Origin of the sequence: Paenarthrobacter sp. NPDC090517 (assembly GCF_044769165.1) — a bacterium.
In the GTDB taxonomy this organism is placed as follows: Bacteria; Actinomycetota; Actinomycetes; order Actinomycetales; family Micrococcaceae; genus Arthrobacter.
On the sequence record NZ_JBIVXN010000004.1, the window covers coordinates 389,129 to 412,047 of the forward strand.

General features: G+C 62.6%; 22 protein-coding genes and 1 riboswitch. Of the genes, 10 read left to right on the top strand and 12 right to left on the bottom strand.

The features are described 5' to 3' along the window. Positions 1-67 precede the first annotated feature (67 nt). Positions 68-904, bottom strand: coding sequence for a M23 family metallopeptidase (locus tag ACIQTW_RS15345; protein WP_402938389.1), 837 nt, complete (start codon positions 902-904; stop codon positions 68-70). A 4-nt stretch (positions 905-908) separates the two neighbouring features. Further along, positions 909-1,150, bottom strand: a riboswitch (cyclic di-AMP (ydaO/yuaA leader). A gap of 184 nt (positions 1,151-1,334) precedes the next feature. After that, complete coding sequence (locus ACIQTW_RS15350; RefSeq protein WP_017197636.1) at positions 1,335-2,030, bottom strand: metal-dependent transcriptional regulator; 696 nt, start codon at positions 2,028-2,030, stop codon at positions 1,335-1,337. Between the two features lie 293 nt (positions 2,031-2,323). Here ACIQTW_RS15350 and serC point away from each other — a divergent pair, with 293 nt between their 5' ends. Beyond that, on the top strand, positions 2,324-3,454 hold the full coding sequence (gene serC, locus ACIQTW_RS15355; protein ID WP_402938392.1) for a phosphoserine transaminase: 1,131 nt from the start codon (positions 2,324-2,326) through the stop codon (positions 3,452-3,454). A 64-nt stretch (positions 3,455-3,518) separates the two neighbouring features. Here the strand turns inward: serC and ACIQTW_RS15360 are convergent, their stop codons facing one another. Genes ACIQTW_RS15360 through ACIQTW_RS15370 form a run of 3 tightly spaced genes read right to left on the bottom strand, consistent with a single transcriptional unit; the run spans position 3,519 to position 5,818 of the window. Beyond that, a complete protein-coding gene (locus ACIQTW_RS15360) occupies positions 3,519-4,829 on the bottom strand; it encodes an MFS transporter (protein WP_402938395.1) in 1,311 nt (436 codons plus the stop codon). A gap of 43 nt (positions 4,830-4,872) precedes the next feature. Next, positions 4,873-5,430, bottom strand: a complete 558-nt coding sequence (locus tag ACIQTW_RS15365) for a DUF3027 domain-containing protein (protein ID WP_402938398.1) — start codon at positions 5,428-5,430, stop codon at positions 4,873-4,875. A gap of 4 nt (positions 5,431-5,434) precedes the next feature. Next, entirely contained in the window at positions 5,435-5,818 is a 384-nt protein-coding gene (locus ACIQTW_RS15370) for a cold-shock protein (protein ID WP_011773749.1), read from the bottom strand. Between the two features lie 227 nt (positions 5,819-6,045). On the opposite strand from ACIQTW_RS15370, the gene ACIQTW_RS15375 reads away from it, so the two are divergent. From ACIQTW_RS15375 to ACIQTW_RS15395, 5 genes are all read left to right on the top strand, one after another. Further along, the gene (locus ACIQTW_RS15375) at positions 6,046-6,261 is read left to right on the top strand and encodes a hypothetical protein (RefSeq protein ID WP_402938402.1); all 216 of its coding nucleotides are present in this window, start codon (positions 6,046-6,048) and stop codon (positions 6,259-6,261) included. Between the two features lie 53 nt (positions 6,262-6,314). Then, positions 6,315-8,780 (top strand): helicase-associated domain-containing protein, encoded by a 2,466-nt coding sequence (locus ACIQTW_RS15380; protein WP_402938405.1) that lies wholly within the window; start codon positions 6,315-6,317, stop codon positions 8,778-8,780. Between the two features lie 72 nt (positions 8,781-8,852). Further along, entirely contained in the window at positions 8,853-10,511 is a 1,659-nt protein-coding gene (locus ACIQTW_RS15385) for a DNA repair helicase XPB (RefSeq protein ID WP_017197630.1), read from the top strand. Positions 10,512-10,731: 220 nt separating this feature from the next. Further along, a complete protein-coding gene (locus tag ACIQTW_RS15390) occupies positions 10,732-11,205 on the top strand; it encodes a hypothetical protein (protein ID WP_178994263.1) in 474 nt (157 codons plus the stop codon). Positions 11,206-11,217: 12 nt separating this feature from the next. After that, positions 11,218-13,368: a multicopper oxidase family protein gene (locus tag ACIQTW_RS15395; RefSeq protein ID WP_402938409.1), complete on the top strand. Its 2,151-nt coding sequence runs from the start codon at positions 11,218-11,220 to the stop codon at positions 13,366-13,368. A 39-nt stretch (positions 13,369-13,407) separates the two neighbouring features. Here ACIQTW_RS15395 and ACIQTW_RS15400 read toward each other — a convergent pair whose 3' ends face one another. Both ACIQTW_RS15400 and ACIQTW_RS15405 read right to left on the bottom strand, forming a co-directional pair. Beyond that, complete coding sequence (locus ACIQTW_RS15400) at positions 13,408-13,629, bottom strand: hypothetical protein (RefSeq protein ID WP_402938412.1); 222 nt, start codon at positions 13,627-13,629, stop codon at positions 13,408-13,410. Between the two features lie 102 nt (positions 13,630-13,731). Beyond that, positions 13,732-14,673 (bottom strand): LysR family transcriptional regulator ArgP, encoded by a 942-nt coding sequence (locus tag ACIQTW_RS15405; protein ID WP_402938415.1) that lies wholly within the window; start codon positions 14,671-14,673, stop codon positions 13,732-13,734. 68 nt (positions 14,674-14,741) lie between these two features. Between ACIQTW_RS15405 and ACIQTW_RS15410 the strand changes: the two genes are divergently transcribed. The 4 genes from ACIQTW_RS15410 (at position 14,742) to ACIQTW_RS15425 (ending at position 18,087) form a co-directional block, all read left to right on the top strand. Next, a complete protein-coding gene (locus ACIQTW_RS15410; RefSeq protein ID WP_402938418.1) occupies positions 14,742-15,374 on the top strand; it encodes a LysE/ArgO family amino acid transporter in 633 nt (210 codons plus the stop codon). A gap of 88 nt (positions 15,375-15,462) precedes the next feature. Continuing rightward, the gene (locus ACIQTW_RS15415) at positions 15,463-16,173 is read left to right on the top strand and encodes a response regulator transcription factor (RefSeq protein ID WP_024819794.1); all 711 of its coding nucleotides are present in this window, start codon (positions 15,463-15,465) and stop codon (positions 16,171-16,173) included. A 3-nt stretch (positions 16,174-16,176) separates the two neighbouring features. Continuing rightward, complete coding sequence (locus tag ACIQTW_RS15420) at positions 16,177-17,640, top strand: ATP-binding protein (protein WP_402938422.1); 1,464 nt, start codon at positions 16,177-16,179, stop codon at positions 17,638-17,640. Between the two features lie 156 nt (positions 17,641-17,796). After that, on the top strand, positions 17,797-18,087 hold the full coding sequence (locus tag ACIQTW_RS15425) for a WXG100 family type VII secretion target (protein WP_402938424.1): 291 nt from the start codon (positions 17,797-17,799) through the stop codon (positions 18,085-18,087). Between the two features lie 157 nt (positions 18,088-18,244). On the opposite strand, the gene ACIQTW_RS15430 is transcribed toward ACIQTW_RS15425, so the two are convergent. The 5 genes from ACIQTW_RS15430 to ACIQTW_RS15450 all read right to left on the bottom strand — a co-directional run bounded on the left by ACIQTW_RS15430 (position 18,245) and on the right by ACIQTW_RS15450 (position 22,862). Beyond that, positions 18,245-19,291 (bottom strand): RNase H family protein, encoded by a 1,047-nt coding sequence (locus tag ACIQTW_RS15430; protein ID WP_402938426.1) that lies wholly within the window; start codon positions 19,289-19,291, stop codon positions 18,245-18,247. Positions 19,292-19,528: 237 nt separating this feature from the next. Beyond that, the gene (groL, locus tag ACIQTW_RS15435) at positions 19,529-21,154 is read right to left on the bottom strand and encodes a chaperonin GroEL (protein WP_011773738.1); all 1,626 of its coding nucleotides are present in this window, start codon (positions 21,152-21,154) and stop codon (positions 19,529-19,531) included. 324 nt (positions 21,155-21,478) lie between these two features. Further along, the gene (locus ACIQTW_RS15440) at positions 21,479-21,682 is read right to left on the bottom strand and encodes a cold-shock protein (RefSeq protein WP_011773737.1); all 204 of its coding nucleotides are present in this window, start codon (positions 21,680-21,682) and stop codon (positions 21,479-21,481) included. Between the two features lie 174 nt (positions 21,683-21,856). Then, entirely contained in the window at positions 21,857-22,477 is a 621-nt protein-coding gene (locus tag ACIQTW_RS15445; RefSeq protein WP_402938430.1) for a LytR C-terminal domain-containing protein, read from the bottom strand. Between the two features lie 49 nt (positions 22,478-22,526). Then, positions 22,527-22,862, bottom strand: coding sequence for a DUF3263 domain-containing protein (locus ACIQTW_RS15450; protein WP_402938432.1), 336 nt, complete (start codon positions 22,860-22,862; stop codon positions 22,527-22,529). Positions 22,863-22,919 lie beyond the last annotated feature (57 nt).

Below are 22,919 nucleotides of genomic sequence, written 5' to 3' on the forward strand. Positions count from 1 at the left end.
TTGAACGCGAATGTCACATTCAGGTCACGGGGTGACTCTCGAATGCGAGAGGCAACCATCAAATGGCTTAGAGCCAACCCATGGGGTCTACGACTTCACCGTTGACCTGGACCTCAAAGTGGAGGTGGCAGCCAGTGGAAGCGCCCGTGGTGCCGCTGAGTGCAACGGTGTCGCCACGGTTAACGGTCTGTCCCACCTTGACGGTGAAGGACGACAGGTGGTTATACGTGGTCTCGAGGCCGTTACCGTGGTCAACGACCACGCGGTTGCCTCCGCCATACTCGTGCCATCCGGCGAAGGTGACCTTACCGGTGGCTGCAGCATGAACAGCCGTACCGCACTGGGCAACGAAGTCCTGGCCACGGTGGAAATCACCGGCGCCACCCGTGAGGGGGCTGATGCGGTAGCCGAAGGGGGATGCCGTGGTGAGCGTGTCAAGGGGGCTTGCCATGCTGCCAACGGATGAGGCCCGCTGGATGCTGTCAGCCGATTGGGCGCTGAGCAACTGCTTCAACTTCCCGTCCGGGTCGGCAGCAGTAGCGACGGCTGCGCGGCTGAAGTCGATCTTGGCTGATGCAGCAGCGGAAACCTCGGGCTGGCTGCCCGCGGGTGCGGCAACGGCAAGGGCAGACTCAGTCTGGCCTGATTCCGAGGTAGCCATGACGGGACTTGTGGCAGGCAGGCCGACAGTCAGGGCAAGTCCGGTGGCGGCTAGCGCAACACCGGCCTTCTGCCCGACGCCGCTGGCAGCGGCGAAGTCGGCAACCTGGCGCAACGGGCTCTTACGGCGGCGCACCTGACGCTCGGTGTCGCGAGGCCGGATCTCCGTTACGACGGTGGCTGGCCGCAGCTCAGCAGCGGGGCCGGACGCGCGGCGGCGGCCCCTGACGTTCTGCGATGTCAAACTCTGTTCCTCTCTCAAAAGCCTGCGAAGTTAGCTGTCGGATTCGGGTCAGAGAGTACAAAGACCCGGTCCGCACGAGGCGCTCACGGCACACAGGTATCCCAAGAGGGACTTGCATACGTGGGCACTTCTGCTGCGGACTTCACCCCAAGGCTGCTTCTTTAGACAGCCGCTTGTGGTTCCCCCGCCTCTGCCAGTGGTGGATAACACACCTGATCCGCTGGCAGAGCTCGGCTCCGGATCAGGTAACGCTTTGGTATCAGCGCTAGTAAATAACTATAGGGGATTAAGGCCTTCGGTAATAAATTCGTTATCAACAAGAACGGGCTGAGCGCAGCAGCCCTTTATCATCAATTCCGAAAAACCGCAGGTCACACGCGCGCTGAAGGCCCAAAAGTGAGGTTTGACACTGTACTGACCCAGCGCCCGGTCAGCTGAGCGAGACGAAGACGTGCGCGGCAACTTCAGGAGGCAGTTCCAAAGCGCCTTCAATACCAGGGACCCGGACCGAGATGTATTCGCCGACGCGTTCCAGGGACACGCTCGCTCCGGGACGGATCCCGCCTTCGTCCAACTGGGTAAGAAGCTCCGGCTCCACCTGGATGGGCTCCGCCAGGCGGCTGACCACCACGCGGGAATCGGTAGCGTAGCCGTCCATGGCCTGCAGCAGGTTGACATCAAGCCGGGGGAAGGGCTGGCTGGCAAGGCCACCAAGCGCTTCAAGACCCGGAATGGGATTGCCATAGGGAGATTCCGTGGGGTGCTCCAGTAGCTCGTAGAGCCGACGCTCCACGCGCTCACTCATGACATGCTCCCAGCGACACGCTTCATCGTGCACGTACGCCCAGTCCAGGCCGATCACGTCAGCCAGCAGGCGCTCCGCAAGGCGGTGCTTGCGCATGACCTCGGTGGCGCGCTTGCGACCCACTTCCGTCAGTTCCAGGTGGCGGTCGTTGGACACAATCACCAGGCCATCGCGCTCCATGCGTCCAATGGTCTGGGAAACAGTCGGTCCGGAGTGGCGCAGGCGCTCGGCGATGCGGGCCCGGAGAGCCACAATGTTTTCTTCTTCAAGCTCCAAAATGGTCCGAAGATACATCTCAGTGGTATCGATCAGATCCGTCATCCAGCTCAGCTCTCCTCGAACGCAGTTCCTTGCGTAATCTCCACCGTACCGCGTCCCTTGCCGGGGCGAGCGGTGCACACCGCCGCCCCCTGAACGCCAACCCCCAGCCTAGCTTATTTGGAATTACTCTGGATAATTCCGGTCGCTTTCGGTCCCGCCGCATTCCACGTGGCGGACTATGACGGCTGCAGGTTCCTGCGCCCGGGCCGTGTCAGGCAGAATTGGGGTGTCGAAGGGGCAGTTGATGCCCCATGCCACCTCCCATCTCTAGCCGACACCCATTGGAGCGCCTCGTGAGCGACAACAGCATCACCATTCCCGCCGACCTGCTGCCCAAGGACGGACGCTTCGGCGCTGGACCGTCCAAGGTTCGCCCGGAACAGATTGAGGCGTTGGCTGCAGCATCGTCCACCATCCTGGGAACCTCCCACCGCCAGGCTCCGGTGAAGAACCTCGTGGGTTCGGTCCGCGATGGGCTCAGCCAGTTCTTCCGCGCTCCTGAGGGCTATGAGGTTGTCCTGGGCGTTGGCGGCTCTACCGCGTTCTGGGACGTGGCTGCGTTTGGCCTGGTTGAGAAGAAGGCCCAGCACCTTTCGTTCGGCGAGTTCGGTTCGAAGTTCGCTGCCGCCACCAACAAGGCACCGTTCCTGGATGCTTCGTCCATCATCAAGGCTGAACCCGGCACCCGCCCCGTGGCAACAGCCGAAGCCGGAGTGGACGTCTACGCTTGGCCCCAGAATGAGACATCAACCGGTGTGGCCGCTCCCGTCAAGCGCGTCCAAGGTGCCGATGAAGGCTCACTCGTCTTGGTGGATGCCACCTCAGCGGCCGGCGGACTGGACGTAGACGTGGCTGAGTCGGATGTCTACTACTTCGCCCCGCAAAAGAACTTCGCCTCCGACGGCGGCCTCTGGCTTGGTCTCTTCTCCCCCGCCGCCCTGGAACGTGCGGCACGGGTCAAGGCGAGCGGCCGCTGGATCCCGGACTTCCTGGATCTGCAGACCGCCATCGACAACTCCAAGCTGAACCAGACCTACAACACCCCTTCGCTGTCCACCTTGGTAACCCTGGACGCCCAGGTGCAGTGGCTCAACAGCAACGGCGGCTTGGACTTCGCCAGCAAGCGCACGGCAGACTCCGCCAACCGCATCTACTCATGGGCTGAGGCCTCGGAGTACGCAACACCCTTCGTTGCCAACGCCGAAGACCGCTCCAACGTCATCGCCACCATCGACTTCGATGACTCAATTGATGCCGCGGCCATTGCCAAGGTCCTGCGCGCCAACGGTGTTGTGGACACCGAGCCGTACCGCAAGCTCGGCCGCAACCAGCTGCGCATCGCCACGTTCGTCGCCATTGAGCCGGACGACGTTTCCGCACTGCTCGCGAGCATCGACTACGTCGTGGGCGAGCTCAAGAAGTAGCTCCAGGCCTTGGCCGGCGTCGTGCGGGTAGTTCCCGGACGGCGCCGCCGCCGTTTAAGGCGCGTTAACCGCCCTGCCGGCCTGCGCCGTCGTCGTCGTCCCTGTCTGAACGGTAAAGCAGCGACTCCACCCGAAAATGCTTCAGCCCACGGGCCCTACGGTCGAAGCGGAGCCGCAGCTGCTTCGCGCGGATGATCCACAACAAACCCACGACGGCGGTGCTGACGCCCGCAACTGCTGCGACACCGACCGCCCATCGAGGGCCACCGACGTTGGCCACCCACCCCACCAACGGTGCGCCGATGGGTGTGCCGCCCATGAAAATGGCCATGTAGAGGGACATGACCCGCCCTCGCATGACAGCCTCGGTGGTGGATTGCACGTAGCCGTTGGCGCTGGTGATCAGGGTCAGTGCGAACAAGCCGCAGGGAACCAGGGCAAGCCCGAAGAGCACAGCGTTGGGTGCCAGTGCGGCCAAGGCGCTGGCAAGACCGAAGCCCCCGGCGGCCCCGAAGATCAACCTCAGACGAGGCCTTCCGCGTCGGGCAGCCAACAGCGCACCGGTGACCGAACCGATGGCCATGACCGAGTTCAGCACCCCGAACGCCCCGGCGTCCATGCCGAATTGGGTCCCCACCATCGCGGCGATGAACAGGGGGAAGTTGAGTCCGAAAGTGCCCACGATAAAGATCGCCACCAGAACCACCTGAATGTCCGGCCTGTTCTTGACGTAGCGCAATCCTTCCCGGATGCGCCCTTTACCGGCGGCCGCCCTGGGTTGAATGCGGAGAGACGATGCGGGAATGAGTTTGAGCGCCCACAGCATTGCCACGAATGACACGGTGTTGATGAGGAACACCCAGCCGGGGCCAACCACCACGGTCAGCACGCCTGAGACCGCGGGTCCGATCATCCGCGCCACATTGAATGAGGCGCTGTTGAGGGCCACCGCGTTGGGAAGGTAATCGTCGGTGACCAGTTCAGAGACAAAGGTTTGGCGGACGGGAGCGTCCAGGGCGGTCACGATTCCCAGGAGCAAGGCGAAGAGGTAGACATGCCAAAGTTCGGCGATGCCCAGCAGCACCAGCACGCCCAACCCCGTGCTGAGGAGGGCCATGGCCACCAGGGTTAGGAGGAGCAGTTTCCGTCGGCTATATCGGTCGGCCAGTAAACCCGCCCAGGGAGCAAGGAAGAGCTGGGGCCCGAGTTGGAGTGCCAAAGTAATGCCCATGGCACCGGCGTCGTGCGCTGTCAGGTGGTCGAAGACCAACCAGTCCTGCGCCGTACGCTGCATCCACGTACCGATGTTGGAAATCAGCGCACCGAAGAACCAGATCCGGTAATTGAGGATTCCGAGTGACCTAAAGGTGGACATCAGCGTCCGCCTTCACTGTGGTCACCCCGGGTTTCCGCAACTCCTATTCAGCCCCGGTTTCGTCGTCGTCGTCCTCGGTTTCAGTTTCGGCCGGTTCGGTGGCCTCGTCCTCGGCCGCCTGCACGGACTCTTCCGTGACGTCCTCAACGGTCTCTTCCACCAGCGGCGTCTCATCCTCGGGCCGGACGCGCTTGGCCCACGGCACCCATTCGGGAGCCAGGATGGAGTCCTCGGAGGGCAGCAAACCAAGCTCGCTCACCGTTACGATCTTGGAGCGCGAGTTACGGGTCACCACGGCATACCACTGCCAGCCGCCATAGCCGGCCAGCCCGGACTCGAACAGGTGGGTAACCACGCGGTCGCCCTCTGACTTGGCGCCAAGGTGCGCCCCTACCTCGCCCGGGTTGGCTATGCCTTCAACTGCCTCACGTGCAGTATCGACGGCGGCAGCCAGGAACGCGTCCGGCTTACCGGTGCGCCACACGGGCAGACCGGCGCGGGGCTTGGCCGCGACAGGCTTCCGCGCGGGGGCGTCCCCGTTTCCAGGAGCCTGGGCAGCGTCGGGGCCGACCTTGGTGTCCTGTGCGGATTCCGATGTCATGGTCCTAGGCTTCCAGCTCGTCGGCAACCTTGCGCAGTGCCATGCTGATGGCCTTGGCCTTGTTGCCATCGGGATATTTGCCTGAAGACAAGGAGCCGGAGAGGTTGTCCAGCACGGTGACCAGGTCCTGCACCATGGGGGCGAGGTCCCTGGCGTTCATGCGCTTGGCTTTGGCAATGGATGGCGTCTTCTCCAGGACACGCAGTCCCAGTGCCTGTGCTCCGCGGCGGCCGTCGGCCACACCGAACTCCACGCGGGTTCCGGCCTTGAGCTCCGTTACGCCCGCGGGCAGGGACGTTTTGGGCAGGAACACTTCCTGGCCGTCCTCAGCCGCGAGGAATCCGAAGCCTTTTTCCTTGTCATACCACTTGACCTTGCCGGTAGGCACGTAATCAACCTTCTTCGTTCTTGCTTTTGGGAGACACGTCGGGCCGATCACCGCATCCACAGGGATCTGCGGGATCGAGGGTGACAGCCCGGTCCGTGTTGGTCTGTTCCTTCAAGGTTATCCTGCCGGACCCCCTATTCCCGCTTTGCCGCGACCACGCCGTGCTCGAACGGGACAAGAGCGGCTGCAATGAATCATCCCGGCGTGCTGCTGCTAGCGTTGTGGGCATGACTTCCCCGGGTTACCGCCGCCCCATCATGATCACAGCGGCCGTCATCGCCGTTATCTCTTTGGCTGCCGTCGGTACGGTCATGGCTGTGGCGTTCAACGGCGGAGTGCCGCCGGTTTGGGTGACCTGGACGGCCCTTTACGGACTGCCCGTGGCCTTCATGCTCGCGGTAGTACTGGTTGTTGACTCCGTTCGCCAGCGCCGCCGACAGTAACCTCCGGCCCCAGTGACGGGCACGAGGGGCCCGGGGGCGGTAACGTTGGATTGATGTCCCTTATACGCGCGCTCAGCAAGGAACTCGAAGCGCGCAGCGACAATTCGCTGCGGGCCCTGTTTGCCGCGCGACCGGACCTGATCTCCCCCATGGCTCCCGACTTCCCGGCTTTGGCTGCCAGGGCTAGCGCCCGGGTCAGTGTCCAGAGGGCTTTGGAGCGGTTGAACAAGCCTGAAATGCAGGTATTGGAAACACTTCACCTGTGCACCAATGCCGATACCGGCCACAGCATTTCCGCGGCCGGGCTGAAGAAGGTCATTGCCGGTTCCACCCTTTCGGCGCTGGACCCCATCCTCGCCAAATTGCAGGAATTGGCACTGGTACACAGGGCAGACCCACCCGCTGGCTCGCCGGCAACGTCGTCCCGTCAGCGCTTTTATCTTCCCGTGGGCAGCCTCAAGGACGTCATCGGAATCTATCCGGCGGGCCTTGGTCGCAGCTACACCGAACTTGTACGGCTCCAACCGGCCTTTGCCCAGCGGGTAGTGCAATTGGTGGCCGAGCTGCATCAAAGCGGCGCGGGCATCCACCCCGCCAGCACTCCGATGGACGCAGCCTTGGCATTGCAACGCTGGACATCTACTCCTGAGAATCTGCGTGCCATCCTGGCTACGGCACCGGAGCGGACGGTGGGCCTGTTGGACAAGTTCGGCAGCTGGGCGATGGGCGCAGTTCCCCAAGCACAGCGCCGGGCGTCAGTCACCCACGAAAGCCACGACGTCGGGCCTATTGATTGGCTGTTGGCGCGGGGCTTGCTGGTCCCCTTGGACGCCGGCCACGTGGAGCTGCCCCACAGTGTGGGTCTTGCCTTGCGTGGTGGTGCAATCGTGGATGACTTTACGCTGGCCCCACCAGTTCCGGAGCTTGGCCATACGAGCGCTGCCCTGCGACGCAATGCGGCCATGGGTGCCATTGCCGAAATCCTGCGGCTGACTGCTGAGCTGCTGTTCGCAGTCAGGGAGCAACCCCTGGCCACCCTCCGTAGCGGTGGTGTGGGTGTGCGCGAACTGAGGCGTTTGGCGGAGTCCATCCGTTTGGGCGTTCATGAGACTGCCATCCTCTTGGAGCTGTGCGCCATGGCTGGACTGCTCCGCTTGGACGTGGACAGCTCCACCTGGATACAGCCGCCGTCGATTGAGTGGCTCAACCTGCCCCGGCAGGAACAGTGGCTGTGGCTCGTCAACGCCTGGCTGGCCAGTGAGCGGGCACCTTCACTGGTGGGGCAGCCGCTCACTGGTCCGTCATCGTCGTCAGCCCATCAAGGCTCGGCCGGAACCACCATCAACGCCTTGTCCGCGGAAGCACAGCGGCCCGACGCCCCGGTGGTACGCCGCCGGGTCCTGGAGATCCTGAACGAGCTCACCATGGAGGCCGCGGCGCCGGATGGAAAGGCACCAGTTCTGGATGCCCGAGCCGTCCTGCAGCGTGCCGAATGGGCGCAGCCACGGATGTCCCGCCGGTTCAGTTCACTGGTCCGCGGCATCTTGGAAGAAGCCACGCTTTTGGGGCTAATGGGGTCGGGTGCGTTGACACAGCTGGGTTCGGCCATCGCTGACGGCCAGCCCGAAAAGGCCATGACCATCCTCGGCGAGCATTTGCCGGCTGCCGTGAACCACATCCTCCTCCAAGCGGATCTCACGGCTGTAGCTCCCGGATACCTTGCGCCGGAACTCAGCGAAACCCTCCTATTGATGGCCGACGCCGAAGGCCAGGGCCCGGCGTCGATCTACCGATTCTCCGCCACCACCATCAGGAGGGCGCTCGACGCCGGACAGGATGCGGAATCGCTGTTGGCGTTCCTCCGTGAGCATTCCGCCACGGACGTACCGCAGCCGTTGGAATACCTGGTCCAGGACACGGCTTCCCGGCACGGCCGCCTTCGTGTCGGCACCAGTGCCAGCTTCATCCAGAGCGACGACGAAACAGCCATCACAGATCTCCTCCGCGAGGCCCGGACGTCAGCCCTGAGCCTGGTACGCATCGCCCCCACTGTCCTTACTTCCTCTGCCAGTCCGCGCGAAACGGCGCGTGTCCTGCGCGAGCTGGGCCTCTCGCCTGCCGTGCAGGAGGCTGAACCCGCCGTCGTGCGTTTCAAACGGACCACGGCAGTGCCAGGCAGCGCCCGCCCGGTTTATACGGCGCCCCGGACGGCACCGCCGGACGACGACGTCGAAGCACAGCTTTCGGTCCTGCGCCAACACCGCGCGGTCCCGCCTGAAGTGACGGGCGAGGCCTCTACCCAACTCGGCTTGGAGACCCTCCAAACCGCCATTCGGCTAAAACAGGCTGTCACCATGAACGTGGTGGACAGCCTGGGGAATGCCAACACCGAAACCGTTGTTCCTGTATCCGTCTCCGGTGGGCGCGTCAGGGTTTTCGATCCCGCCAAAGACACCGAACGGGTGTTGTCCATCCACCGGATCATCGATGTGGAACCCGCACGGGAACTCCGTTCATAAAACCGCGCCGTTCATGAAAACCGCGCCGTGATGCTGCGCAAGTGAGGATTCAACCCCAGTGAGGATGAAACAGTGACCGACGGTCCGCTGATCGTACAAAGTGACAAGACCATCCTGCTGGAGGTCGACCACGAGCTGGCTACGGAGGCCCGGCACGCAATCGCCGCCTTCGCAGAGTTGGAGCGCGCCCCCGAACATATGCACAGCTACAGGCTGACGCCGCTGGGTCTCTGGAACGCCCGGGCGGCAGGGCTGGATGCGGAGCAGGTGCTGGATACACTGCTGAAGTACTCCCGCTTTCCCGTGCCGCATGCACTGCTGATCGATATCGAAGAGACCATGTCCCGCTATGGCCGGCTGCGGCTCGAAAAGGATGCACAGCACGGACTGGTAATGCGGACGGATGATTACCCTGTGTTGGAGGAAGTCATCCGTGCCAAGAAGATCGCTCCGCTGCTGGGACCGCGGATCGACGGCGAAACCGTGGTGGTGCACTCCTCCCAGCGTGGACAGTTGAAGCAGCTGCTCCTCAAATTGGGCTGGCCCGCAGAGGATCTTGCCGGCTATGTAGACGGTCAACCGCACCTCATCATGCTGGACGAGAGCGGCTGGCAGCTGCGCCCGTACCAAAAGCTGGCCACGGAAAACTTCTGGGCCGGCGGCAGCGGCGTCGTCGTACTTCCCTGTGGTGCAGGAAAAACACTGGTGGGGGCGGCAGCGATGGCCACGTCCTCCACCACTACGCTGATCCTGGTCACCAACACGGTCTCTGCCCGGCAGTGGAAGGATGAACTGCTCAAGCGGACGTCCTTGACCGAAGACGAGATCGGCGAATACTCCGGTGCTGTCAAGGAAGTCCGGCCGGTCACCATCGCCACCTATCAGGTCCTCACCACAAAACGCGGTGGGCTTTACCCGCACTTGGAACTCGTTGACGGGCACGACTGGGGCCTCATTATCTATGACGAAGTGCACCTGCTCCCGGCCCCGATCTTCCGGATGACCGCGGACCTCCAGGCCCGGCGCCGCTTGGGCCTCACGGCAACGTTGGTTCGGGAAGACGGTCGGGAAGGTGAGGTGTTCAGCCTCATCGGTCCCAAGCGCTATGACGCACCCTGGAAGGACATCGAGGCACAGGGTTACATCGCGCCCGCCGACTGTGTCGAAGTCCGCGTGGATCTCCCCCGCGACGAACGGGTGGCCTACGCCATGGCAGACGACGCTGATAAATACCGGCTCTGCGCTACCTCGGAGACCAAGACGAAACTGGTCGAAGACCTGGTGGCAGTCCACAAGGGCGAGCAGTTGCTGGTGATCGGCCAGTACATCGACCAACTCGATGAGATCGCCGAACGGCTGGACGCTCCCCTGATCAAGGGCGAAACCAGCGTCAAGGCACGGCAGAAGCTCTTCGACGCGTTCCGCAAGGGTGAGATCCACACCTTGGTGGTGTCCAAGGTGGCCAACTTTTCCATTGACCTCCCTGAAGCTTCGGTCGCCATCCAGGTCTCAGGTTCCTTCGGCTCGCGGCAGGAAGAGGCCCAGCGGTTGGGACGCCTCCTTCGTCCCAAGCAGGACGGCCGTGCGGCCAGGTTTTACTCCTTGGTAGCGCGGGACACCCTGGATCAGGATTTCGCGGCGAAGCGCCAAAGGTTCCTTGCCGAACAGGGCTACGCGTACAGGATCATGGACGCCAAGGACGTAGGCAAGGACGTTGGTCAGGAACAGTAGGAAGCCCCTGCTGAATTCAGCCTGAATAATAATTCACAGGCCTCTTGCTATTCATCTCCAGCAACTTTACGATTCCAAGTGAAGCTCTCCGCCCTTTATGGTTGCCCCTGGTCCAGGCAACCTGGCGGCCAGCCGTCGGCAGTGGGGGAAGCCCGCAGCCAGGGAGCCGACGGTTTGAAGGCCTTGAAGAATCTGTGAATTGATTACCAGAGGATTCCCCATGCGCAAAGCCCTCCTGGTCCTCTCCGCGATCGTCCTGCTGTCAGCACTCGCACAGCTGTTCTTCGCGGGATACTTCCACTTCCAAAACACCATCGAAGCCCAGCGTGAAGCTGGCGTCTACCATGCCGTCAATGGCCAATACGTGCTGCGGTACTCAGCTTTGCTGGCTGCCATCGTAGCGGCCATTGCCAAAGTAGGATCCCGCACCATCTGGTTGGCCGCAGGCATCTTCCTGCTGACCTGGCTTCAGCTCTTCATCTTCATCATCGGCGGCATGTTGACCGGTTCCTCACCGGAATTCATCACTCCGGCAGGCTCGTGGGTAGTCTCCATCCACCCGATTGTTGGCGTGCTGATGATCTTCATGTCCTATTGGTTGTTCAAGCGAGCCCGCGCGGCAGCCCTCAACCCGCAACCGCTGCCTCCCAAGGCTGCCTCCTCGGATGCTTCCACGTCGTCCAGCACAGCGTGAGCACTTGCAGCTGTGAACACCTCGCAGCTGCTGGCAGTGGACCTGCTGCTGGCCGCGTTTGCGGCCGGCGCGTGGATTGCCGCTGCATGGATGACCGCGTCCTTGGGCGACAAGCCGCGCCGGAGTGACCTTGGGCTGTTGTTAGTGGGTATAGCCGTCGCAGTGACAGTGGGGCGGTACGCATTGCTTCCCGCTTTGGTGGCGGGCAGTTGGTGGTTTGCCAGCGAACGCATAACCATCAACGTGCCTCTGACCGCCATCCCCGCGGCTTGGGCCGCGGCGGCCGGTGTTCCGTTCTTGCTGAGGAGGCGGAACACCGGCCCCCAACCTGTTACTGAAGATCCGCGACGGTACCGCGAGCGGGCGGTGCTGGCCATTGTGGCAGCTGCTGCCTCTGCCGTGGCTTCAATCGCCCTGACACTGCTTCTCGGGCCGTTCCCGGCTCCTTGGAGCCTTTTGGTGCTGCTGTTTATGGTGGCCGCGTCCGTGCTGATCGCCAAGCTTGCACTATATTCGCCACGACCTTCGTCGCGACCCAGTACGAAGTCGAGCAAGGCCGTTCGGGCAGGACGTCGAGGCGGCGCTTCACCCGCCGGCAGGCGTCCGACGGCGGCTACCGCGGTTGCAGGGCTCATGATCTGTACCGCTTTGGGTTCCGGAGTCTTTGCTTGGCTTGGGAGCCGATCCGCCGACGGCGCAACCATTGCTGCCGCCGTCGGGCATCACGGCGGCGCCGACGCCGTGGTGACGGATCCGACGTCGGTCAACAGTTTGGTAGGCGAAACCCCCGCCAACGCTGTGGTCCGGCACTACGAACTGACTGCCCGTGTGGAACAGGTGGTGCTGCCATCCGGGCAAACCACGGAGGCGTGGACCTACGGCAGCCTTCCAGGTCCAGCTTTGGAGGCCCAACTGGGCGAGGTGATGGAGGTGGTGTTGACTAACCGCAATGTGGCTGCCGGCGTGACCCTGCACTGGCACGGTTACGACGTCCCCAACGCGATGGATGGTGTGGCCGGGGCGACACAGGACGCCGTCATGCCCGGAGAATCCATGACGTATCGCTTCCTGGCCGCCCAGGCGGGCACCTACTGGTACCACACGCATCAAGACTCCGCCGAGGGGGTCCGCAAGGGCCTCTACGGCACATTCGTCGTGCACCACCCTACTTCGCCCCGTGCTGACAGGGACATTGTGGTGGCCGGGCACGACCTCAGCGGTCTGGGGTTGCTGGGCTCCTCAGACCGTGTCACCCGGCATACTGCCGCCCCTGGCTCGAGCGTTCGGGTCCGGCTGATCAACACAGATTCCGTGCAGCAGCGATACCTGGTCCAAGGCACGGCTTTCAAAGCCGTTGCGGTTGATGGGACCGAGGTGAACCAGCCACAGGAAGTGATCGGGAAACTGATCCGACTTGGTGCCGGGGGCAGGGTGGACATCGCCTTCACCATGCCCGACTCGCCAGTCACCGTTCGCTCGGACGCTGCCGCCAACGCCGTCGTCGTCATCGCTCCATCTGGATCCGCTGGCTCGGCTGCCGCAGATCAAGCTGCCAAACCTGAGGAGATGGTTCCCGAAAAGGCTCCAGCAGGCGTTTTCGCCACCATGCCCGTGCTCGACCTTTTGGAGTATGGCAAACCCTTGGCCAGGGGACTGGATGGTGCCGGTGAACTGAATGGGGCCGGGGAACTGGATGGGGCCGGGGAGAAGGCAGAGCTCGACCGGCCGATCACCCGGGAAGAAGTGATGGTGCTTGACCGGCAGTTCCGTTTTGTTGATGGGATTCCCCGGTACGCGTTCACCGTGAACGGGGCAGCATATCCGCTGGTTCCGTCCATTGAGGTTGCCGAGGGCGATACCGTCAAGGTGACGGTAGTGAACCGCACCTCCGAGCCTCATCCCATGCATCCCCACGGACATCACGTGCAAGTACTGAGCAGGAACGGCGTAGCTCCAAGCGGGTCACCGCTCATCCTGGACACCGTGGATGTGTTGCCGGGCGAAGTGTGGGAGTTGATGCTTCACGCCGATAACCCCGGCATCTGGATGGACCACTGCCACAACCTGGACCACGCAGCCGAGGGAATGATGATGCTGCTGAAGTACCAGGGTGTGTCATCGCCGTTCGTGCACGGCGGACACTCCAACAACCGCCCGGAGTGAGCTGGCCGGGCCGGGTGCGCCGGGCGGGAGGCTTGTGCCTCAGGCGACCATCCGGCTGGTGACCTCAACCTTGACGTGGTCCACCACAGCCCAGCCGTCTTCATCGCGGAGTTGGGCACTGGCGAACCGCTCGGCTGCGACGAGGTCCTCAAAATCCTCGCGCCGGATACGGCCGGAATCGGTGTCCAGGTACGTCACGTGGAATTCGACGTCACTGTCACGGTGCTGGTGGATGCTTGCAGGAGCTGCTGTGTTTGCCATGTTTTAAGTGTGGAGGGGGGCACTGACATTTTTAGAAGCATCCGTGGGCGTGTTCGGATTTCGGGGATGCGGCACGTTCGGCCATGCAGTACTTTCGCAGCTTCAGGGCTTCCGCAGATACAGCGCTGAAACGTCGCGGACGGTTTCGCTGAGCACATCAAGCACACGGGACGCGGTCCGCCAGCGTTGCCAGTAGAGCGGCACATCGATGGGGTTGTCGGGGGCGAGCTCGATCAGCCTGCCGTCGGCGATTTCCGGTCCGCATTGAACTTCCGGTATCAGCCCCCAGCCGAGCCCCAAACGGATCGCATCGCCGAAGTCCTGGGACGCCGGGACGTAATGGCGTGGTCCTTTCCGTTCCGGAAGTGGCTCACCCCCAGCCTTGAATGCCGACTGCACAAAGGCCCACTGGTACGTGTCCTTGCGGTCGAAGTCCACGGTGGTCGCGGCATTGAGCGCGGCCCCGTTCAAGCCCCTTCCCGAGTCCAGGCCCTTCCACAATTCCGGGAACCAACGGTCCACAAAATGCGGGGCCGCGACCGCGCGGTACCGCATCACCCCCAAGCTCTCCACCCGGCATCCCTGCACAGGCTCTGGCGTGGCGGTGACGGCAGCCATGACCGTGCCGGAGCGCAGCAATGAGGTGGAGTGTTGTTCGTCGTCCCGGTGAAGGTCGAAGGTGACGTTGAGGTCGGCCGGAACCCTGGCCAACGCTTGGAGGAACCACACAGCCAGCGAATCCGCGTTAACCACGATCGGCACGGCCAACTGCGCCCCGTCGGCGCCCAAGCCCAGTTCACGCCCGGCATCAGCTTCCAGCTGTGCCACCTGCCGCGCCAGACGCAGCACAACCTCGCCTGCTTCGGTGGCTTTGGCAGGGTTGCTGCGTTGTAACAGCACGCTGCCAGCGGACTGCTCAAGAGTCTTCAACCGTTGGGAGACGGCCGACGGCGTGATGTGAAGCAGGCGCGCAGCAGCATCCAGAGTGCCCTCGGAGACGACGGTCGCGAACGTCAGCAACTGCTCGGAAGGAAAGTAAGGCATAAGAGAATCTTATGTTGCATGCAAATCTTTAGCTGGTCTAAATGTGGTGATGACCGTAATTTCAGAGGGTGAACCATACTAATTTCTTCCACTCCGCAGGCCTCGGCATGGCCACCGGACTCGCCCTCATCGTCGCCATCGGAGCCCAAAATGCTTTCGTACTCCGCCAGGGAATCCGCGGCGAGCACATCGTCCCTGTCGTGGTGGTGTGCGCGTTGAGCGACGCCGTACTTATCGCTGCCGGCGTCCTTGGCACCGGCGCCCTTATCACGACAGCCCCGGCCGCAGTCGTCGTTCTTCGCTACGTGGGGGCCGCCTTCCTGATGACGTACGGCGTCATGGCCGCCCGCCGGGCATTGCGCCCACAATCGCTGACAACAAGTCAAGGACCAGTCAACGGAGGCACGAAGCGTGGGCCCGCTGCCGCTCTCACCACTGTCCTGGCACTGACATGGCTGAACCCGCACGTCTACTTGGACATAGCCCTCCTTGGCTCGATAGCCAGCGCCCAAGGCGTTCAACTGCAATGGTGGTTCGGCGGCGGCGCCATGCTGGGCAGCATCATATGGTTCTCTTCGCTGGGATTCGGGGCTCGCTTCCTCCGGGGCTTCTTCGCCCGGCCGGTGTCCTGGCGATTCCTGGACGGCGGCATCGCAGTGACCATGGTGGCGCTGGGAACCGGGTTGGTACTGGGGGCCTGAACCCACAACCCAACTGGCCGGATCCCACGCAGTCCGCTCACATGCAGCATCCAGTGAACTCCCAGTTTCTGGGAGCATCATGGATGTCATGAAAAAGAACGGTCCCGAAGCCAAGCTTCTCGTTGTCGACGACGAGCCCAACATCCGCGAGCTGCTATCCACGTCGCTGCGTTTCGCAGGCTTCGAGGTCGTCGCGGCCGCCAACGGACGCGAAGCCCTCGCCGCGGCCGATCTCCACTCCCCTGACCTGGCAGTCCTGGACGTCATGCTGCCGGACATGGATGGCTTCACCGTGACCCGGCGCCTCCGCGCTGCCGGCAAGCACTTCCCCGTCCTGTTCCTCACGGCGAAAGACGATACCGAGGACAAAGTCACGGGCCTCACTGTGGGCGGCGACGACTACGTCACCAAGCCCTTCAGCCTGGATGAAGTGGTGGCCCGCATTCGTGCCGTACTTCGCCGCACACAGCCGCTCGAAGACGACGACGCCGTGATCCGTGTTGACGACCTTGAACTCGACGACGACGCCCATGAGGTCCGCCGCGGTGGCACCGTGATCGAGCTGTCCCCCACCGAGTTCAAGCTCCTGCGCTACCTCATGCTGAATCCCAACCGTGTACTATCCAAGGCGCAGATCCTGGACCACGTGTGGGAGTACGACTTCAACGGCGACGCCTCGATCGTGGAGTCCTACATCTCCTACCTTCGACGCAAGGTAGACATCGATCCCGATGCCGCCGCCCTCATTCAGACCAAGCGCGGCGTGGGCTACGTGCTGCGAACGGCAGAGAAGCGCTGACCCTTGCTGCTTCGCTGGAAATCGGCGTCCCTGAGGTCGCAGCTCGTCGCCATCATCATGGGCCTGCTCCTGCTTGCCCTGGCGGCTACGGGCGCGGGAACGCTGACGCTCGTCAAGAGTTACCTGCAGGGCCAGGTGGACGACAAACTCAAGGCCGCCGTTGCTTTGGCACAGGATCAGCAATCCTTTGACAGGCTGGCCCAGCCAAACCCGGCGCCTCCCACCGACTCCACCGTGCCCACGGATTACTCTTTGACGCTGTATGTACCTGGCCTCGAGCCGTATCCCTTCGGCGGCAGTCAAAGTGATCGTCCCGCGATCGCCAACATCACCGCAGCTGAAGCCAAACTCCGCGGCAACTCCCCCTTCCAGGTCAGAGGCACTGCCGGCACCAACTGGCGCGTGGTGGCCATCGGCGTCACCGCAAATGGCCAAAACGGCGTAGTCATCATCGGACTGCCGCTCACGCCGGTAGACAAAGTGATGGAGCACGCTGTCCTAGTGGTTGTAGGCGTCGGCCTACTGACTCTCGTCTTGGCGTTCTTCATCGCCACTTGGACTGTTGCGCGCTCCTTCCGTCCCCTTGCCAAAGTGGAAAAAACTGCTGCGGCCATCGCGGCCGGAGACCTGTCCCGCCGTGTGGAAGTGGACAATCCCCACACCGAGGTTGGCCGGCTGGGCGGTTCCTTGAATGCCATGCTTGCCCATATTGAGGCCTCCTTTGCTGCCCGCGCCGCTTCCGAAGGACGCATGCGCCGCTTCGCAGCGGACGCCTCCCATGAGCTGCGAACCCCCCTGGTGACCATCCGCGGCTTCTCTGAGCTGTATCGTCATGGCGCCTTGGCCACCAAAGAGGACGTGGCGATGGCGATGGGCCGGATCGAAAGCGAAGCCAAGCGCATGGGCTCCATGGTGGAAGACCTGTTGATGCTCGCCCGCCTTGATGAACAGCGCCCGCTTCAGCTCAAGCCTGTGGACCTGCAACTCCTTGCACACGATGCAGTGGTTGATACCAAGGCTTCATGCGGAGACCGGAGTATTACGCTTACCGGGCTCGACGGCGCCGCCCCCACTGCCGCGCCGGTCCAAGGTGACGAAGCCAAACTTCGGCAGGTCATCGGGAACCTCGTGGGAAATGCGCTGCGGTACACACCCGAGGGAAGCCCCATAGAACTGGCCGTCGGTGTTCGAAACACCCCCACCGGTTCAGTTTCCGTCATCGAAATCCGCGATCACGGGCCGGGCATTCCAGAGTCCGAAACCAACAAGATCTTCGAGCGCTTCTACCGTGCGGATACCTCGCGGACCCGCGAGACGGGCGGCAGCGGCCTCGGTCTTGCGATTGTTGCCGCAATCGTCAGTTCCCACGGCGGTACGGTCCAAGTGGCAGAGACCGACGGCGGCGGAGCCACTTTGGTGGTCAGCCTTCCGTTCCACGAGGATTCGGCCGAACTCCTGTCCACCTGACCCGCCTTATCCGCATAGCGCGATTGTCCACATAACGCCTTTGTCCACATAACGACGAACACCTGTTCTGCGCGTGCGGGAGGCTGCCTAGGCTCGATGTTGTAGCCGCACAACCCGCAGCAACCCGCGGAACATCTTCGTCGAAAGGCACCACCCATGAGCGTCATCTCCGTAGACACCGAATTACTCCAGCTCAAATCAGCCAACGTCAAAGGAACCGTTGATCGCATAAGCACCGATGTGCAGACCATGCGGCGCGACCTGGAGGAACTTGAGGCGACCTGGCGGGGAACAGCTGCCACGAACTTTCAGGCACTCGTCCTGGAGTGGGCCCTGACTCAGAGCAAGGTTGAGGCCTCCTTGGCTTCCATCAATATTGCCTTGTCCTCAGCAGCCACCAGCTACTTGGAAGTGGAGCAGGGAAACACCCAGCGCTTCACGTACTAGCTGCCCTGCACCCGGTCCTCCCTCACCTATGAACTCCTGCGGGGCTGGCTGTCTTCCCCCTGTGCAGCCGCCTCGCAGGTCATGAGGAAATTGTCTCAACGCTTAGGTGACTGGCGTTGGTTCGCGGCGTTAGTTCTCCGCGGTTAGTTCTCCGCGGTTAGTTCTCAAGGGTCCCCTGGTGGAACCGCAGCCGCCATTGACCGCGGTCGAGCATCCAGACGGAACTGCGGAGCGCCGAGCCTGTGTGCGCGAAGCTGCGGTAGTTCAGCAGCATGGTGTTGTCGCTGAGCCTGTCTGCGCTAAGTAGCTCAAGTTCAGTCGGTTCACCGGGGTCCTCTTCCAGCGCCATCATCATGGCGTCCCGTGTCCAAAACCGGCCCGAGCTGCCGATCTCCGCGAAGTCAGGGTGGAGCAGCACACCGATCCTGCCAATGTCAGCCCTCACATCCGGCCGCAGCAATTCCCGTTCCAACGCCAGGACTGTCTCCTCTGCCGACAGCTGCTGCGCCGAAGCGTCATCTTCCAGTTCGCTGAAGAGATCGGCTTGACCAAAGATGCCGGACTCGCCAAAGAGCGTCGGCTCAAAGTGCGGCCGCTGAGTGCGATCAGACTTTGCGGGCGCAGAACCAACCCTTGCCGGGGAGACCCCGGCGGCAGCGCTTGCAGGGACCGGCTCGGACGAACGGGTCTGGACTGCGCTGGCTTCCGTTTGCGGCTGGGACTCAACCTGTTCCTGAGTACCAGGGAAGCCAGGGCCTGCCCGATGCGCTACGCCCTGCTGGTAGGCCGTGGCAACGGCGCGTGCGCGCTCATCTGCAGCCTCGTTGAGGTCGTGACCAGCGTGGCCCTTAACCCATTCGAAGGTATATTTGCGACCGATGATCGCTTGGTCGATGTCCTTGAGAAGGTCCACATTCAGCACGGGCTTGCCGTCGGCCTTCCGCCAGCCCTTACGCTTCCAGCTCGGCATCCACTTGGTGATGCAGTTGATAACGTACTGGCTGTCGCAGAGAATCAGCAAGTCTTCTTGAGGCACGTGGGCAGTGGACCGGAACAGGTCGAGGACGGCCATCAACTCGCCTTGGTTGTTGGTACCATGCGGCCAACCTCCTGCGCGCCAACAGGAATCGTCAACGTACCAGGCCCAACCGGCCGGCCCAGGATTACCGAGGGCGGACCCATCGGCGGCAGCAATAATCGTCATAACGTTAATCCTGCCAGACCCCACCGACACTGAAACTGTGGTAGCACCCAAGTAGGTCGCAGTACAGGCCGTTATGACCGCTCAAAACGGCCTGATCTGCTACCTGCTTGGGGTAGCAGCCCTGACGTTTCAGCTTTGACGAGGCAACAAAACGGCGGTCCCCACCAAAAGGTGAAGACCGCCGTCGTGATGCTGTTCAGCGTGATGCTGGGCGCTGTATCGCTACAGCCGGGAGGCTTAGAAGCCGCCCATGCCACCCATGTCGTCGCCGCCGGGAGCCGGAGCGTTCTTCTCGGGCTTGTCGGCAACTACGGCCTCGGTGGTCAGGAAGAGACCAGCGATGGAAGCAGCGTTCTGGAGAGCCGAGCGGGTGACCTTTACGGGGTCGTTGACGCCGGCAGCCAGAAGGTCTTCGTAGACACCCGTGGCAGCGTTCAGGCCGTGGCCGGAAGGCAACCCGCGAACCTTGTCAACCACAACGCCCGGCTCGAGGCCAGCGTTGAAGGCGATCTGCTTCAGCGGTGCATCGATGGCAACCTTGACGATGTTGGCACCGGTTGCCTCGTCACCCTGCAGGGTGAGGTTGGCGAATGCCTTGGCGCCAGCCTGGATGAGGGCAACGCCACCACCGGCAACGATGCCTTCTTCAACAGCAGCCTTTGCGTTGCGGACTGCGTCCTCAATGCGGTGCTTGCGTTCCTTGAGCTCAACTTCGGTTGCGGCACCGGCCTTGATGACTGCAACGCCGCCGGCCAGCTTGGCCAGGCGTTCCTGCAGCTTCTCGCGGTCGTAGTCGGAGTCGGAGTTCTCGATTTCGGCGCGGATCTGGGCCACGCGGCCCGCAATCTGCTCGGCGTCGCCGGCACCTTCAACGATGGTGGTCTCGTCCTTGGTGACAACAACCTTGCGGGCGGTACCGAGGAGTTCCAGGCCAGCGTTTTCGAGCTTGAGGCCAACTTCTTCGGAGATAACCTGGCCACCGGTGAGGATGGCGATGTCGGCCAGCTGAGCCTTGCGACGGTCACCGAAGCCCGGAGCCTTGACGGCAACGGACTTGAAGGTGCCACGGATCTTGTTGACGATCAGGGTGGCCAGGGCCTCGCCCTCGATGTCTTCGGCGATGATCAGCAGCGGCTTGTTGGACTGCATGACCTTCTCCAGAACCGTGACGAGTTCCTTCACGTTGGAGATCTTGGAGTTGACGATCAGGATGTACGGGTCTTCGAGGACCGTTTCCTGGCGCTCTGCGTCAGTGACGAAGTAAGCGGAGATGTAACCCTTGTCGAAGCGCATGCCTTCGGTGAGTTCGAGCTCCAGGCCGAAGGTGTTGGACTCCTCGACCGTGATGACGCCTTCCTTGCCCACCTTGTCCAGGGCTTCGGCGATGAGGCTGCCGATTTCCGGGTCACCGGCGGAGATGGAAGCCGTAGCTGCGATCTCTTCCTTGGTTTCGATTTCCTTGGCGGAGGCCAGCAGTTCGCTGATGACTGCCTCAACAGCCTTCTCGATACCGCGCTTGAGGGACAGCGGGTCGGCGCCGGCGGCAACGTTGCGCAGGCCTTCCTTCACCAGTGCCTGGGCGAGAACGGTTGCAGTGGTGGTACCGTCGCCAGCGACGTCATCCGTCTTCTTGGCAACTTCCTTGACCAGTTCTGCACCGATCTTCTCGTAAGGATCGTCCAGCTCGATCTCCTTGGCGATGGAAACACCATCGTTGGTGATCGTGGGGGCGCCCCACTTCTTTTCGAGGACGACGTTGCGTCCACGCGGGCCGAGGGTGACCTTAACGGCGTCGGCGAGGATGTTCAGGCCCCGCTCGAGGCCGCGGCGTGCCTCTTCATCAAATGCAATGATCTTGGCCATAACGGCGGTAGTCCTTTCGGGACAGTCGTTAAGAAGGTACCTATCAGATGGGGTGCCCGCGACGGACGGTCCTTCGCTTGCGGCCTCTGTATGCCCCGCGCTCCGGACCTCACCCCACCAAGGTGTTTCTTGATCCTCCGCCGGTCCGGTGCCTGTCCGCCGCCGGAATCAACCGGGCCGGACTTAGCAGTCGAACCATAGGAGTGCTAAATCAATAATTAGCACTCGACCGGGGAGAGTGCAAGCAGAGACGCCACTTTGCTCTATAAACAAAGGGGTTTCAGCCGTGGGCTGACGGGAATCGGCGCAGACGCCGCGATCGAACTACGCGACGCGGACGCCTTCGGCTTGCGGACCCTTCTGGCCCTCCCCTAGTTCAAACTCAACCCGCTGCCCTTCTTCGAGGGCGCGGAAGCCATCCATCTGGATGGCGGACCAGTGCACAAAGACGTCGTCGCCGGATTCATCCACAGTGATGAAGCCGTAACCTTTTTCGGCATTGAACCATTTGACGGTTCCCAGAGCCATGATGCCCACACTTTCGCAGTAGCCAAGACCGGTAGCCGGGATCTCCGTACCGGAATTAATCCACTGTAACCACTGTCACCAGCGCTGCGCTGCCGTGGAGGGGCAGGGCACCACTTTTGTTATTGAGGCTTAACCGAGTTGGGACTTTTCGGCTCAAGAACGGGCCCGATGCCCTTACTGGTAACCGGGACCGGCCACCACCACAAGTGGCTGTTGAACCTCAGGCGTTTCAACGATGGTCTGGATGCCCAGCAAGGTACCCAGTGCCTCCGCGTTGGCCTTCTGCTCCGGAGCGTTGTAGAAGATCACGGATGTCTGCTGCGGCAATCCACCCCAGTTGCCTACGGTGCTCAGTGCCCAACCATCGCCTTGGACGAGGCCTGCCACCCGCCCGGCCAAACCTGCCGTACCTGCGCCATTGTAGACAGCCACCGGAGTGGACTTATCCACGGGAGCCGACGACGGAGTGGCGGAAGGAGATTCCGACGGCGTCGGCTCGCTGCTGGGTTCGCTGGAAGCGGGCGGCTCGCTGCTTGCGTCGGTGGGGGCTGCGGAAGGTGCCGCTGACGTCTGCAGGGGTGCCGGCGTCGTGGTGTTGGACGAAGCGCTGGGTGCTACCAGCCCAAGGTTGGGGAGGATCAGGAAGGCCACCAGCCCGAGCACCAGGGCAACTGCCCCGACAGTCAGGACCGGCCACAGGGTAGGGCGTGCGGTCTCTTGGGCGTCACGGTGAACGCCTTGGCGGGACGTGTTCTGCGGAACCTGGTCGAATTCGTCCTTGGCATATTTGGTCATGGTGAAGCGGTGTCCTTGCTGGTTGCTGCTGACAGATCAGCCTGGCGATTTACGCGTCGGACCCCAAGCGACGTGCAGTCCTCGCGCGCTGGCGGGACGTACGTAGTCTACGCAGTCTCTTGACGAGCATGGGATCGTGGGCCAAGGCGTCCTCGGTGTCTATGAGGGCGTTCAGGATCTGGTAGTAGTGTGTGGCGGAGAGATCGAACAGCTCGCGAATAGCCTGTTCCTTCGCTCCGGCATACTTCCACCATTGCCGCTCCAGCGCCAGCATCTGCTGGTCCCTCTCACTCAACGGCGAGTCGCTGCGGGTCTCGGCCGCGAGGTCCTCAAGGGCAAAGCCTGCTGCCTGCGACGCCATCGGTTCCGGTGCTGGTTCTGCCACGGCACACTCCTTCGACGCTTTGTTGGGGAAAATGTCCTACCCCCATGTTACGGGCGA

Coding starts and splice junctions, on each gene's coding strand:
- ACIQTW_RS15350 (WP_017197636.1), bottom strand. CDS start 2,030: ATGACGGATCTGATCGATACCACTGAGATGTATCTTCGGACCATTTTG.
- ACIQTW_RS15360 (WP_402938395.1), bottom strand. CDS start 4,829: ATGTCCACCTTTAGGTCACTCGGAATCCTCAATTACCGGATCTGGTTC.
- ACIQTW_RS15365 (WP_402938398.1), bottom strand. CDS start 5,430: ATGACATCGGAATCCGCACAGGACACCAAGGTCGGCCCCGACGCTGCC.
- ACIQTW_RS15375 (WP_402938402.1), top strand. CDS start 6,046: ATGACTTCCCCGGGTTACCGCCGCCCCATCATGATCACAGCGGCCGTC.
- ACIQTW_RS15380 (WP_402938405.1), top strand. CDS start 6,315: ATGTCCCTTATACGCGCGCTCAGCAAGGAACTCGAAGCGCGCAGCGAC.
- ACIQTW_RS15390 (WP_178994263.1), top strand. CDS start 10,732: ATGCGCAAAGCCCTCCTGGTCCTCTCCGCGATCGTCCTGCTGTCAGCA.
- ACIQTW_RS15400 (WP_402938412.1), bottom strand. CDS start 13,629: ATGGCAAACACAGCAGCTCCTGCAAGCATCCACCAGCACCGTGACAGT.
- ACIQTW_RS15405 (WP_402938415.1), bottom strand. CDS start 14,673: ATGCCTTACTTTCCTTCCGAGCAGTTGCTGACGTTCGCGACCGTCGTC.
- ACIQTW_RS15415 (WP_024819794.1), top strand. CDS start 15,463: ATGAAAAAGAACGGTCCCGAAGCCAAGCTTCTCGTTGTCGACGACGAG.
- ACIQTW_RS15425 (WP_402938424.1), top strand. CDS start 17,797: ATGAGCGTCATCTCCGTAGACACCGAATTACTCCAGCTCAAATCAGCC.
- ACIQTW_RS15430 (WP_402938426.1), bottom strand. CDS start 19,291: ATGACGATTATTGCTGCCGCCGATGGGTCCGCCCTCGGTAATCCTGGG.
- groL (WP_011773738.1), bottom strand. CDS start 21,154: ATGGCCAAGATCATTGCATTTGATGAAGAGGCACGCCGCGGCCTCGAG.
- ACIQTW_RS15440 (WP_011773737.1), bottom strand. CDS start 21,682: ATGGCTCTGGGAACCGTCAAATGGTTCAATGCCGAAAAAGGTTACGGC.
- ACIQTW_RS15445 (WP_402938430.1), bottom strand. CDS start 22,477: ATGACCAAATATGCCAAGGACGAATTCGACCAGGTTCCGCAGAACACG.